The following is a 13,360-nucleotide window of genomic DNA, read 5'->3' on the forward strand; positions in this document are numbered from 1 at the left end:
TCCTGTATCTGTGGTGTCAAGTGCCCCGCCATGTGACAGTGGCCTCGCCGGTGAGACGGCGGCTCGTCAGGTTGATCATTGCGGCGTGGGGCATGGCTTCGGATCGGGTCGGCAAGGTTTCGTAGTCGCGGGCCGGGCGGCGGTGCGACATCAGCCAGCCGAACGTGCGCTCCACCACCCAGCGCCGCGGTAGCGGCACGAATCCTTTGGTGGCGGGGTCGCGGCGGACGGGCTCCAGGTCGATGCCCAGGGTGGCGGCGTGGTCGATGACCTTGTTGCGGTAGGCGGTGTCGGCCCACGCCTTGGTGATCGTCGGGTGGGCCGCGGCCACACCGGTCAGTAGCTGCATGCCGGCGGTGCCGTCCGGCACGCTGGCCGCGGTGACCAGCACCGCCGGCAGCAGTCCGAGGGTGTCGGTGATGATGTGGCGTTTACGGCCCGCGATCTTCTTGCCTGCATCGGTGCCCTGGCCGGCGGTGGGCACGTCGACAGTGGTCTTGACGCTTTGGGAGTCGATGATGCAGGCGCTGGGCTGGGCCCGGTGGCCCTCTTGCCCGCGGACCAGATCGCGCAGCAGCCCCGTGAGCTGGGCGAACACTCCGTCGCGCTTCCAGCGGGCGATGTAGACGGCAGGTCCCGCTGGCGGTCCGCTGCAGGATCCGGCCACGGACCGGACCCGAGCGCGTTAGCCCAGGTCCGCGTCCCTGGCGCGGGCACGCTGCCGACGCTGGGCATGCACCCGTTTCACTGTCCAGTGTGCGGCCGCGAAAGTGCCGGCGGCAGCCAGGCCGCCAAGGTACTCCGACAGCGCGGCGAGCAAGATATTCATGCCCGCCCTTCCGCCGTACTGCGTGCCGCGGCCGCACGCTGTGCGTGCTGGTTGCCGAGGCGCTTGAGCTTGCGCCGCACCCGCTCCCCGTACGCCACCGGATCTGTCGCGCGGGCAAGCATGGCAGCCTCAGCCCAGGTGTTGGGCTGCCAGTGTGCCCATGCCAGAACGACCATCCGCTCCTGCCGGGTCAGGGCGTCGAGCACGGCGGCCAGCCGAGGGTCGTCAGGGACGGCACCGAGCGCCAGCTCGTCCGGCGGCGGGCTGCCGGAAACCAGGTCGTGCAGCGTGGCCCCGCTCTCGCCGAAGGGGGTGTCCAGCAGCAGCACCCGCTGATGGCCGCTCTTCCGCCGCCAAATGGGGGTGAGCTGCCGATGGGCCTGATGTATCTGGGCCCGCAACCAGCCCATCCCCCCGTGCACGGTGTTCCTCCGGCCGCTCGCCGGCCAGCTGAGCAACGCCGTGTCCGCGGCTTCCCGCCACTGGGGCCCCGTCCGTCCCGCCAGGATGTGAGCGGCCTTGTCGAGGAGGTTGCCGGGTTCCATGGCTGGGATGTATGCCTCGCCAGGTTCGAACCACGCACCCCACATGCCACCCCAGATCTGGCCGCCCGGATGCAGCCTCATCTGCAACAGGTCCAGCGGCCTCCAGAGGTCGCGATCATCATTCTGACGCCAGAATCTCTCCGTGCCGTCGTCGGCGCAAAGAATTCGCACCCCCTCATACCCGTCGCTGCCCTCCACCCCGTACGCCATCGCGTCCCAGTCGCAAGGGTTCTCAGCGCTCCCAACCGTGCGGGCCGGTGCGGCGCCGGTCGGGCCTTTGGAGACCGGAGTCGGGTCCTGCGGAGCCGCCGTACGGCTCGGACCGGATGGCGTGGGCTGTCGCTCCTGCGGCTGTGGCGAGACGTTCATGGCGCGACCTTCTCCCATGGATTCGAGTGTCCGTCACTCTTCGTGCCTGAGGGCTGGCTCATCCGGCAAAAAATCTTGCCCAACCACTAGGTGATCTGCATCACACCCAATCGGCCCCCCTTTGGGTCAGCTGGCTCCTGCTTCGCCTGGTGTCAGCGGCATTCGCGAGGTGGCGCCGGGCCGCGCCGTGGTCTGCTGTCTCCGGTGGCGATGTCGGCGGTGAGGTCGTCGGCCTCGCCGCGCTGCCGGTGAGCGAAGTCTTGCAGCGCCGTGGTGAGGACGAAGGAGGTGTCGGCGTCGGCCACGTCGGGCACCAAACCGGCCTCGATCGCGACCTCCAGCCAGGCGCGGACCTCCGGCAACGCCTGGTCACGCTGGGCCTCGGCCAGCTCCTAGCGGTGTTGGGAGCGCGACTTCTCGTTCGGATGCGCGCCGGGCGGCCGGCGGACGGGCGTTCGCCGTCCGTGGATCACCAGCCGCTGAACCTATCGGCCGGGTCTACCGGTTCCGGCGAGGGTGGCCAGCAGCCGGTCGGCTTCGCCGATCGGGTCGTCGGTGGTGGCGTCGCGCCATCCGGTGCGGATCTTCGACAGGGTCTGGTGGACGCGTCTGGACTCCACGCCCGACAGGTCGTCGCGCAGGTTCAGCACGGTCCGCGCTGCGACGTCCGGGCGCTGCCGGTTCAGTTGCGTCAGCGCCAGTCGGGCGCCGATCAGGGCGCGGGTCCGCCGTTCGACCGGCCGGCGGGAGTCGACGGAGGCGGCGAGGTGTTCCTCGGCGCCGCTGAGGTCCCCAAGGTGGGTCAGGGTCAACCCGACCTGATGGGAGAACGATTCGCGGCGGTAGTTGCCGGTCACGGCGTCGTCGGGGCGGGAGTCGGCGTGCTCCAGCTCGGTCTCGGCGGTCCGCAGGAGCGTGTGCGCGCGGCGTTGGTCATGTGTGGCGGCGGCGCTGGCCTCGGCGCACATGCCGGTGATCCACGCTCTGGTTCGAGCGGGCGATCCGGCGCGGATGCCGTCGGCGGCCGCGTCGGCGAGGTCGCGGCCGACACGGTGATGGCCGAGTTCGACCGCATGGACCGCCAGGCTGCGTAGCACCGTCGAGCGCATCAGGTCGTCGCCGGCCTCGTCGGCCAGGCGGACGGCCATGATGTAGTAGCGCTGCGCCAGGCCGGTGCGCACCATGTCCGCGCTCATCCAGCCGGCGAGGTAGGCCAGTTGGGCGGCCGCGGTGAGCAGGGCGGGGCGGGCGCGGCCGGTGGTTCCGCGCAGCAGCGGCGCGACGTCGCCGGCCAGGTAGGCGGCGACGGCGCCTCGGGCGTGCCCGCCGCCGTACAGGTCGTCCAGCCGCCCGAACGCCGCGGTCGTCTCACGGATGCGGCCGACGTCGCCGGCGCCGCCGCGGCGGGACGGGCCGGTCCGCGAGGTGATGGCGTGGGCGGGGCGGGGAAGCGCGGCGGCGGCTAGGGAGTACAGGCCGAGGGTGAGCGTGGTGCGGCGCTGGAGCATGTCGTCGTGTCCTAGTCGGGTGAGCCCGGGGCGCCGGTGACGGTGTCGTCCTGGGTTGCTCTGGAGGGAGTCGGGCCACGGGTCCCGTCGGGGGACCTCCTACCGACCCCAGCGGCTACATGCCCAGTTGTTCGGCGGCCATTGCCGTGCCTTGGACGCGGGCCGCGATCTTGGCGAACGCGATGTCCCGCGATGTGGAGGTATCGTCGGCGAAGGGGGCGAAGCCGCAGTCGTCGCAGGTGCCCAGGCGGTCGGCGGGGAGATGGCGCGCGGCGGCCAGGATCCGGTCGCGGACCTGCTCGGGCGTCTCGACCCGGGGGTCGATCGGGTCGATGACGCCGATGAAGATGCGGGCGTCGGCGGGCAGGTGAGCGGCGACGACGCTCAGGGCGCGATCGGGGTCGCTCTCGCCGGCCATCTGGAGGTAGAAGGCGCCGGCGTTGAGGCGGAGGAGTTTTGGCAGCAGGCCGGCGTAGTCGACGTCGAGGCTGTGGGTGGAGTCCTGGTCGGCGCCCGGGCAGGCGTGCACGCCGATCCGGGTGCGCTCATCTGCGGAGAACCGTTCCAGCACCCGGTTGTTCAGCGCGATGAAGTCGTCCAGCACGCCGCCGGAGGGATCCAGCTTGAGCGACAGCCGCGCTTCGGTGAAGTCGAGCTGCACGGTGTGCGCACCGGCGTCCAGACAGGCGCGGATGTCGGTCTCGGCTGCGTCCACCAGGTCCTGCAGGAACCTTTCGCGCGGGTATCCGGCGATGCCGTCGGGCGGGTACAGCAGGCTCAGCGCCGACGGGGCGATCACGGCCTGCTTGACGGGCACGCTCGCGTGGCGCTGCGCCGCGCGCAGGTAGTCCACGGCGTGGCGGGTGTAGCGGAACGGCCCGGCGGTCAAGCGCGGCAGTTGCCGCTGGTGCCCGTCGGCAAACGGGATCACCACGCCGTCGGACGCAAGGCCCGGCAGTCCCTCGACCGGGTAGGTGACGAAGCTCGGCTTGGCCTGCTCACCGTCGGACACCACCGGCGACCCCAGTTCCTGCAGGCGCCGGACGGTATCGCCGACGGCAGCGTCGGTGCGGGCCGGCCTCTCCGCCGCAGGGGCGGCCAGCAGCGCGGCCGGGCGGGGGATGCTGCCGATGGGTTCAGTGGGGAGTGACATACAGCGACCCTACGCACACCCACAGCATGCAGATAGTCACGTTTAGTAGTCAACGTCCTCACCTCCCCACATCCCTGACCCCGCCGGTCACGGTCGTTCCAGGATCCATAATGTCCGGATGTGGCCCGGGGTGAGGGTGGGGGGTGGTGAGTTGCCCGGATTTTGGGGATGGCGGCTCGGTGGCAGCGGTTAGGGTCCGGATACCTGGTCACCCGGGTCGATGATCGAGAGATCACCTCAGTCGACTGGGTTATCTAGCCATCGGCCATCCCGCATGACCGTGCGCCCAACGAATTCGTGAAGGCCGTTCCAGACCTGAATGCGCATGGGGTGCAGGCGTAGGTAGACAAACATTCCCTCCGGGTAGGTACGAGGGTCTGTGGAGACCTTGGCGTAGTGCTCGGCGATGTCAGCGTCGATGTCGGGGACGTCCACAAGCGACGCACTGGTGTCGATCATGACGACGTCGCCGGTGTCGCCGAGAGCGACCCTAGCCTGTGGGTGGGCTTTGATATTGACGGCAGTGCGGCTCTTGGCGAAGGTCGCGGTATACAGAGTCGAGCCGTCCCAGGCATAGGCCACGGGGATCAGATGCGCACCATGGCCGTCGCTGCCGGTGGCCAACCACATCTGGAAGCCGGTGTCGAGCCGGTTTCGAGCATAAGCTCGCCGCTTGGCCAGGCTGCGCGGGACCGGGATCGAGGCAAGTTCTTCGTCGGCGTGCACGACGATTCCCCTTCACTTGGGTGTGAGTTCTCCTCCCCTGCCGGGAGGCTGTACCTCTAGACGAACGGCGCGGCGCACACATCGACAGATCGCCTGATTTGACGAGTGCGTACTGGCCCCGCATTCGCCTCTTGGGTTCTAAGGATGGTCGCAACACCTGACCCCCAGGGGTGTTGCTACGACCAAGGCGCGGCGCACGGGTGGACCCAGAAACCGCTGATAGAACCAGGGAGCACCCAAGGGCGAGGCCGTTCTCCTGGGCGACCTGAGCGACCGCCGAGGCGATCGCGGGGTAGGTGCGGCCGGTTGCGGTGACGCTTGCGCAGCGGCCGGTACCCGGCGGGGCCGAGCTGGGCGAGTTCGCCCTCGATATCTACTCGCCTTACATGGCGGACCGGTCCCCAGGCCGCTGATCTGCCAGTTGAGGCAACTACCCCAGACAAGCACGGCACCCGGTGAACCTCGCGGTCGATCTCCCGGCGGTCCACCTGGGACCTAGGATGTGGCCTGCCTCCATGACAACGCTGCAATCGCTGGTTTCCCTGAGCGTAGCCGCCACGAGCGCGGCCGTCTCTGCGGCTTCCCAGCGCACGGGCGGAGTACGTCCTCGCGCCCGCCGAGAGCCCGGCTCCGGCTCCGGCGAGCATCCCGCTCGCCGATGCGGCCGCGCTGCCCCTGGTCGGCCTCACCGCATGGCAGGCCTCCCCGATCCGGGGCGGACGGCAAGCCGCAGGCAGAGCGGCACTCCGGCCAGCGACAGGACCGGCAGCACGAGGGTGAGCCGCCAGGTCAGCCACTGCGTCACGACCCCGCCGGCCAGCGTCGCGCTCGCTGAGAAGACCGCCATCGTCGCGCCGATGGCGGCCAGGACGCCGGCGCGCCGCTCCGGCCCGCCGGCGGCGGCGAGCGCCAGCGCACCAGAGGTCGTCGCCCCCGAGCCCGTCGCCAGGACGGACTGTCCGGCGACCAGGACGCCGAGGTTCGGGGCGAGCAGGATCATCGTCGCACCGAGCCCGAGGACCAGCGATCCGAACAGCAGCGTGGCGCGGACGCCCCGGGCGTCCGCCAGGCGTCCGAACAGCGCCGTCCCCACACCGAGGACCAGCGCGTGCACCGTGAGGACGCGTCGACTCACCGCTAAGGCAGCCGGCTACATGCTGCGCCATCGAGCTTCGCCGAGTCGTTGAAGCCGACGGTCGCGTTTCACCTGCGTACTCCTGCTCGACCATGCGCTTACACCGTGAGGATTGCTGTGTGCGCGGCGGTTGCGAGGATGCTCTGTGTTCGGAGGGGGAAGCCGAGGCGGTTCCAGTGGAAGATGACGTGGTAGGCGAGAACGCGGCGTAGTCCGCGCTCGAGGGTGCCTGCGCGGGCAGAGGTGCCGAGAATCTGGCCGGCGCGGCGGAAGGCGTCGGTCCATTCGACGGTGAACGGGAGTGGGCCGATCTCGCTCAGTAGTGGGTCGTCCTGGTAGAGGTCGGCGGACATCAAGAGCCGGAGGGACTCGGCCATCGCTTGGAGTCGAGCCGCCGGCACGTCGGCGGGTAGAGGGCGTTCTTTGGCGACGTGGTGCCAGGCGTCGCCTTGTTCGTACCATTCGAGCCCGGCGGCGCGGAACAACACGGTGCACAAGAGGATGGACAGTTCGCGGCGACCGAGTCTTTCCTGGCCGGTGGGCAGCATGTTCAGGATGGCGTGGCTGTCGGCGCAGAAGAGTTCGTGTGCGACGGCCATGGCCTCGGAGCCGCCGAACGCGGTCGTTTCCGGTTCGTAGACGCCGTGCCACCAGCTCTGGATGATGCCCCTGGCGGCGAGTTCGTCCAGTGCTGAGGTGAGGGTGGTTCGCCGGTGAGGTGAACCTCTTCGGAGACGCACTCGCCAGCACGGGTGCTTGCGGATGAACCACCATGCGGCCGTGGAGGTGGCGTCCAAGAGCGGGGCGAGGTGGTCGGCTGCGGTCTTTTCAGCGTGCGGCCAGTCGGGGAATTCGATGTAGAGCTGGCACCAGTCGGAGTGGCTCTGGTGGTGGAGTGCTTGGCGACCGGCTCGCTGGTAGGTCTCGACGGCTGTGGCCAGGGTGGCGGGTGACATGCGGAAGCAGTCGGCCACGTGCTTGAGCGGTGTTCCGGCCAGGACGTGGAGTACGGCGTCCTCGGCCCTGTTGAGCTCCTGTTGTGTTGCCGCCTGGCGTGTCGGGTTGTCCGTCTGCTGATCGTCTTGGAGACGGTTCAGTTGATCAGGAGGCATGCGTCCCATCCTGAGATCGGTGCTGCGTCCAGGGCGGCGGTGTGCAAGGCGAGGATGGTGCCGGCGTTGCCGTCCAAGAGGCCGGGTTCGGTCCCTGGGCCGGTGATGGTGTGCTGGACGAGCTCGTCGGCCAGGTGCGGGAGGACGGTTGCCAGCTGGGGTGTGGTCGCGTCGCGGGCGGCGCGCCAGGCCGTTTGGTACGCACCGGCCCAGCCGTGGCAGAGGCCAGGGCCGGTGAGCTTGGCGGTCTGGGCGTCGTCGGTGAGGCAGTCGTGGAGAGCGTTCTCGAAGAAGCGCTGCCGGGAGGCGTCGTTGAGGGCGATGGCGGCGAGCTGTCCGGCGCGGGCAATTCCGGGTGTGCCGTAGCACCAGCTCGGGCGGGCAGGGCCAGGCTGCCTGCTCGTACCGGCGTGCAGTTCCGGACGGGTGATGTACTCGGGCCACCATGGGCCGGCGTCGCCTTGCTGCTGCCAGATATCGAGCCAGGTGCAGATCCTGTCGATGGCTTCGTGGTGTCCCTCGACGATGGAGCCGGGTCGGGCTGCCTGGCTGAGCAGGAGGAGGGGGCCTGGGATGCCGTGGGCGGCGCCGAGGTTGGCATGGCCGCCGAGGTGATGCGTCGTGGGAATACTGCCGTGGGGGTCATGGGCAACCCACCATCCCGGTAGTTCATCATCGTCCGTCCGCAGTGGCCGGCTGAGTGCGACGAGGTAGGTCAGGATCCGTTCGAGGGCGCTGCCGCTCGGATCGCGGCGCAGCAGGTGGGCGCCGATTCCCGTCAGCCCGTAGAAGATGTCGTATTCGCCGAAGGCGGGAAGTTCCCCGCGACCGATGCGGGCCATCGCGGCATCGACCCGGCGATGGGCGAGCCGGTGGACGTGGGTGTCCAGAGTCTTGAGCGCTCGGGCGTACCGGTCGCCAGGGTGGGCTGCGACGTGGAGGACGAACGCCAGGGCGGGGGCACCGAGAAACAGTCCGGTGCTGTCGGCAGCGCTGATGGTGGCGGCGAATGCTCGCCCGATGTGGGCGTGCGCGTCCTCCCACGTCCCGGCGCCGATGTGAGCGCGTTCGACGTGCATGAGGGCGATTCCGGCGGCGCCCTTGGCGAGCGATTGCGCCATCCACATCTCGTCTGCGGGAGGGGCAACTGGAGTGGCGAGATGCTGGACGAGCCGGTCGGCGAGTTCGGCCGCGGCATCGCAGGAGCAGGCCAGCGGTGTCATCGTGCCCTCCTGGCCCTGGAGATCCGGCAAAGTGCGGCGCTGCGGACGAGGTGGCCGGTGAGCCGCTCGAGGTCGGGATCGACACCGACAGCACGCACGTGATGGAGATGGAGGAGGGATCGCAGGACCGACAGCGGGTCACCCTGGAGCTCCAGCGCGGCTCGGTATTCGGTCAATGCGCTGCGGCGGGCCGTCCAGGCGGCGATGAGGTGCGGTCCGTCTGCGAGAGACCGGATCGCCGCGGCGTCGGCTCCGGGCTCGGTGAGGTCGGCTGCAAGGCCAAGGCACTGCTGTACAAGGGAGCGGTCGACCGGACCGGCCGCTCGCGGCAGATGCCGGACCAACCAGTCGAAGCATTCCTCGGGCGAGGTGGTGACGCCGAGCGCCAGGTCGATCATGCTGACCGCAGCAAGGACGTGGGGTTCTATGCCGGATCGGTCGGCCGTGTTGAGTTGCGCGAGGGCGGCAGAGGAGTCGGCGGCGAAGACGGCGTGGGCGGCTTTCATCGCTGGTCCGTAGCCGTAGCGGCTGGTCTGGGGCTGGTAGGTGGCGAAGCTGACCTCGGCAAGCAGTCGACGATGGTGGAGGTCGGCTGCCCAGTCATGGACCGCCGCGGCGACCCGTCCGTACATCGCGGCATCGGTGAGCTGCAGGTAGAGCGCGAGGTACTGGTCGCTCTCAGGGTGGGCCATGCGGCGGTGGCGGTGGAACCACCACTGCGGTTGCGGCGTAAAGGTCTGCAGCAGGCCCGGTAGGTGGGCGGTGAGGATCTCGTTGTAGCGCAGTGGATGGGCGTGGATGCGGGCGTACAGGACGCTCGAGCGTCCCGGCAGATGGGCCCCTCCGGCGACCACAGCTGGGGATGGTCCTCTGGGTACGGCTGGGCGAGCGGTAGCGGGCTCGGCGAAGGCCAGCGGGAGGAGGAGTTCGTGAGCGCGTTTCCCGATCCAGGCAAGGTCGTCCGGTGATGGTGCCTCGCGCAGTTCGAGCCGGCGGGCGCTGTCGAGGCGGGCTCGTAGCAAGGCGCGGTGGACGGGATGGTCGAGGTCGAGTGGCAGCCGCTGGCCGTCATCGACCATGGTGACCCGGTCGCCGGCACGGAGCCTTGCCTGCCAGTCCCGGAGCCGGGCCTCCCATTCGGCCATGGTGGCGTGCCGGCCGGGGAGGTCGGAGGACGTCAGAAGCCATCGAGCCGGGGCGAGCACGGTGCGCCGGTAGCGCACTCGCGGTAGATAGGGCAGCTGCGCTGCGGCGCCGAAGTCGAACGCCTTGTAGACCGCGCACCGAGCCGTGGTGATCTCAGCGATGAACCGCGCCAGCGGCGGAGTGTGCACGCCGGCTTCGAGGGCGTGGACGACTCGGGGCTCGATGCGCCTGCCGGTAGAGAGTTGGGTGAGGAAGAACTGGCGGGCGTCGGAGGTGACCGCGAGGTCGTCGAGCCCGAGCACCGAGGCGCGATCAGCGCGATGCTCGGACACAGCGATGACGTGCGGCAGCAGTCGAGGGGTGCGGGCGATGTTCGCGTTGCGTCTCCGGCGGGGTGTGAAGGACAGCTGTGCGCTGATCTTCTCCGGGCCGGCGGCTCGATAGGTGGCTTCGAGGTCGTTCAGGTCCGCTTGGGGCAGCAGGTGGGCGAAGCGTCCGGCCATGCTGCTGCCCGGACGAGGGGTTCCGGTGACCACAAGGCGGAACGACCCGTGAGCCATCGCTTCGACGGAGCGAGCGTGGATCTCTACCGCCAGCTCGGCGCGCGGCACGGGGATGATCTCGTCGCCGTCTCCGACCGCCAGGTCCTCGATCAGCGGCTCGGTGAGGACGATCTCGTCGTCCCCGTCGAGTAGAGCCTGCTGGATAAGCCCGAGGAGCTTCTCGTCGCGATCGGTCAGTGGACGCGGAGCACGTCCGTGGGCGGAGCCGAGGTATCCGGCGGGCAGGCCGAGGCCGCTGTCGGCGACCAGCTCGGCGAGCGGAATTGCCGCCCCGGCGCCGTACCGCTCGCGGAAGCGGCCGTGATAGTCGCGCCAGTGCTGGTATCCGAAGGGCTGGGGCGTCAGCCGATACAGCACGCCCGCGGCGTCTTGTGCTTCACGTGCTACCTGTTCGGGGATCTCGACCTGGCAGTCGAGCGCTGTATCAACGATCAGCGGCGTCGGCGCGGCGTCGCTGAGGTCCCGCATTCGCTCGGCCAGCCGGGTGCGTGCACGCCAAGGCGTCGGTGAAGCGTCGGTGCCGAGTTCCTCGTTGATCTCGTACAGGCGCTGCACCATATCGGTGATGTCGGCGATGGTGTCGGCATTGGCGGCGCGGAGTTCACTGCACAGGTGTCCCAGGGCGTCCATCTGGGTCATCGGGGCCCAGAGGCTGCTGACCAGGACGTTCTGGGAGACGAGCCCGGTGAGCATCGCTTCGATCCGCTCGGGGACCGCCAGGGAGAACTGCCTCGCGAGACGGTCGCGCAGCACGCCGAATGTCACCGGCCGACGAGCGGCTTGGAGTGCGGCCGCGAGTGGCCGGGTGAGACGCACCGACGTCTCCAGCGGCGCCAGCTGCTCACTTCCTCCATCGACTGGAGCACGGGGGACCACGAACCGATCGCCGCGCACCTGCCCGGCGTCGTTGGCAACGACCGACAGGCGCTGCAGCAGCTCGGGGCAACGGTTCAGGCCGTCGACGATGTCGGCCAGCCAGCCGCCGTCGGGCCGCACGGCCGTCAGATGCTTGGTCCCCCACGACACGCGGGCGGTGTCTCCAACGTGTGCCGGAGCGACTCCGGCGAACAAGCCGAACGGGGTCGGACGACGCTGCCAGCGAAGCAGGTAGGACGCCACCGACAGCACGACTCGCCGCACCCGCCGCTGCCGACGGCACCTTCCCTCCAGCACGTCTTGGACGCGGCTGACCAGCCCAGGGCTGGCCGTCTCCAAGGCGTCTCGCACTTCTGCGTTGCGCCAGACCGTCGCAAGCCAATCCTGGCCCTGCTCAGGATCGTCGGGGCTTTCGAGGTTCGCGAGTAGATCGCCGATGCCGTCGGGCACGGTGGTGGCCCGCAGTAGTGCGCCGGGCTGCCACTGGTAGCTGACGGGGGGCTTGAGCGCCATGGGTGGCCTCCGTGCTGCGTCCGCTCGCCGGAGCCGGGGTGCGTCGGACGGGGGCGCCGACACACCCCGGCGGTCACCGGGCGGTTAGAACGGGTCGTCGATGTAGGAGTTGCAGGCGCTGCCCTGACAGGTCGAGCCGCACCCGTCGCCGGTGTCGCACATCAACTTGCCGTTGGGGTGCAGGGCGACCACGACGCGCACGTCGAGGTCGAACTCGTCCTCGATGCGGTCGCCGGCGGTCGGTTCCGCCAGCGCCACGGGGGTCTCCGGGGTTGCGGTGTGCGCCATCTGGATCACTCTCCTTGTGCGGTGGGGGCGTACGAGACGGCCTGGTCGTCGGCGGAAGGCGCCGCGGACCAGGAGAGCGTGACCCGGTTGTGCCGCTTGTCGACGACGCGGCCAGCGGGCAGCCGGTCATCGGGTGTTCCGGCCGGGTGGACCTCGATGCGGGGGCCGGGCCCGCCGCGCTGCTCCTGGTCCCAGGCGCGCACCTGCGCAGCAACGGTCTCGGCGAGCGCGGGCCCATTCGAGCCGAAGGCGTGGACGCCGAACTCGACCGTCTGCGGGTCGGCGGTGGGACGGGTCGTGAGGTAGGCGAAGCCGCGGTCGTCGACGGTGGCCATGGAGAACCACTTGTTGCTCGGCGCGACGAGCCCGGTGTCAAGGTCCGGGTCCACGGCCATGACGCAGAAGCCGGGCAGCACGGTGGCGAGGAACAGCTGCAGGGTGTCGAACGGTTCCTGTCGTCCGACCCGCACGCCTGTCCAGCTCTCGGCCCGAGGTGTGCGCACGGCGTTGTCGAGCCGGCCCGGTTCCAGGGGAAGGCCGTCGTCGAACCGCAGAGCGATCTCGCCGGTTCCGGTGACCAGCAGCTGCTGCTCCTGGTGGACACCGGCGCCTTGCATGGGCACGAACCCGCACACCTGCCCAGACGAGCCGACCAAACGGTCGCTGGCGCGGTCGAACGCGATCGAGCGGGTCAGCCCCTTGATCCGCAGCGGCACCACCAGGCGTCCCGCCGGGACCAGCTGGGCGGTCCAGGCGGGCGGGATGTCCCAGGCTCCGACGGTGACCACGATCCGGTCGTATGGCGCGGCTGCGGGGACACCGGCGTCAGCGTCCCCCGTGACTACGCGAACACGCTCGTAGCCGGTATCGCCCAGGAGGCGCGCGGCCTGCGCTGTGACGTCCGGGTCGATGTCGATGGTCGTGACCTCGCCGGCCGCGCCGACCAGCTCGGCGAGCAGCGCGGCGTTGTACCCGCCCGAGCCGATCTCCAGGATCCGCATGCCGCGGCCGATCTCAGCCTGCTCCAGCATCATCGCCTGGATCTGCGGTGCGGACACCGAGCTCGTGATGATCCCGTGCTCGTCCTTCTTGGTGAACACGGCCTTGTAGGCGTCGTACGCCTGCTCCAGGGACGCCTCCGGAGCGAAACGGTGCCGGGGCACGGCGCGCATCGCCGCCTCGACCTGCGTGGAGATGATCGTGCCGTCCGCGACGAGCGCATCGACCATCTGCCTGCGCAACTCCGCGGCGCGGCCCGGTTCGACGTTCGTCTCAGTCACTGCAGCTTCCTCCAGCCGGTTCTGCTTGGAAGGTCGCCGTGCTCGCGGATTCGCGGCACGGCAGTGTCCATCGAGTACAGCCGGAGCCGGAACG

12 protein-coding genes are annotated in these 13,360 nt (G+C 69.8%); all 12 read right to left on the minus strand.

Annotated elements, in window-relative coordinates; all coding sequences use genetic code 11:
• Positions 1-16 precede the first annotated feature (16 nt).
• The 12 genes from ACA514_RS17660 to fxlM all read right to left on the minus strand — a co-directional run bounded on the left by ACA514_RS17660 (position 17) and on the right by fxlM (position 13,266).
• On the minus strand, positions 17-667 hold the full coding sequence (locus ACA514_RS17660) for an IS5 family transposase (RefSeq protein ID WP_375042236.1): 651 nt from the start codon (positions 665-667) through the stop codon (positions 17-19).
• A gap of 158 nt (positions 668-825) precedes the next feature.
• Positions 826-1,584 carry a hypothetical protein gene (locus ACA514_RS17665; protein WP_375042237.1) on the minus strand — a complete coding sequence of 253 codons (759 nt, stop codon included), beginning with the start codon at positions 1,582-1,584 and terminating at the stop codon, positions 826-828.
• Between the two features lie 311 nt (positions 1,585-1,895).
• Positions 1,896-2,105, minus strand: a complete 210-nt coding sequence (locus ACA514_RS17670; RefSeq protein ID WP_375042238.1) for a hypothetical protein — start codon at positions 2,103-2,105, stop codon at positions 1,896-1,898.
• Between the two features lie 123 nt (positions 2,106-2,228).
• Complete coding sequence (locus ACA514_RS17675) at positions 2,229-3,251, minus strand: hypothetical protein (RefSeq protein ID WP_375042239.1); 1,023 nt, start codon at positions 3,249-3,251, stop codon at positions 2,229-2,231.
• 115 nt (positions 3,252-3,366) lie between these two features.
• Positions 3,367-4,404: a cobalamin-independent methionine synthase II family protein gene (locus tag ACA514_RS17680; RefSeq protein WP_375042240.1), complete on the minus strand. Its 1,038-nt coding sequence runs from the start codon at positions 4,402-4,404 to the stop codon at positions 3,367-3,369.
• Positions 4,405-4,641: 237 nt separating this feature from the next.
• Positions 4,642-5,130 carry a pyridoxamine 5'-phosphate oxidase family protein gene (locus tag ACA514_RS17685; RefSeq protein WP_375042241.1) on the minus strand — a complete coding sequence of 163 codons (489 nt, stop codon included), beginning with the start codon at positions 5,128-5,130 and terminating at the stop codon, positions 4,642-4,644.
• 685 nt (positions 5,131-5,815) lie between these two features.
• Positions 5,816-6,265, minus strand: a complete 450-nt coding sequence (locus ACA514_RS17690) for an MFS transporter (RefSeq protein WP_375042242.1) — start codon at positions 6,263-6,265, stop codon at positions 5,816-5,818.
• A gap of 98 nt (positions 6,266-6,363) precedes the next feature.
• On the minus strand, positions 6,364-7,377 hold the full coding sequence (locus tag ACA514_RS17695) for a thiopeptide-type bacteriocin biosynthesis protein (protein ID WP_375042243.1): 1,014 nt from the start codon (positions 7,375-7,377) through the stop codon (positions 6,364-6,366).
• Positions 7,359-8,600, minus strand: a complete 1,242-nt coding sequence (locus ACA514_RS17700; protein ID WP_375042244.1) for a lanthionine synthetase C family protein — start codon at positions 8,598-8,600, stop codon at positions 7,359-7,361. Before ACA514_RS17700 ends, ACA514_RS17695 begins: the two co-directional genes overlap by 19 nt.
• Positions 8,597-11,698 carry a lantibiotic dehydratase gene (locus ACA514_RS17705; protein WP_375042245.1) on the minus strand — a complete coding sequence of 1,034 codons (3,102 nt, stop codon included), beginning with the start codon at positions 11,696-11,698 and terminating at the stop codon, positions 8,597-8,599. The genes ACA514_RS17700 and ACA514_RS17705 overlap by 4 nt, the downstream gene beginning before the upstream one ends.
• An 84-nt stretch (positions 11,699-11,782) precedes the next feature.
• Positions 11,783-11,986 carry an FxLD family lanthipeptide gene (locus ACA514_RS17710; RefSeq protein ID WP_375042246.1) on the minus strand — a complete coding sequence of 68 codons (204 nt, stop codon included), beginning with the start codon at positions 11,984-11,986 and terminating at the stop codon, positions 11,783-11,785.
• Between the two features lie 5 nt (positions 11,987-11,991).
• Positions 11,992-13,266 carry a methyltransferase, FxLD system gene (gene fxlM / locus ACA514_RS17715; protein ID WP_375042247.1) on the minus strand — a complete coding sequence of 425 codons (1,275 nt, stop codon included), beginning with the start codon at positions 13,264-13,266 and terminating at the stop codon, positions 11,992-11,994.
• Between the last annotated feature and the right edge of the window lie 94 nt (positions 13,267-13,360).

The organism is Actinomadura sp. NTSP31 (assembly GCF_041951385.1).
Lineage (GTDB): Bacteria > Actinomycetota > Actinomycetes > Streptosporangiales > Streptosporangiaceae > Spirillospora > Spirillospora napierensis.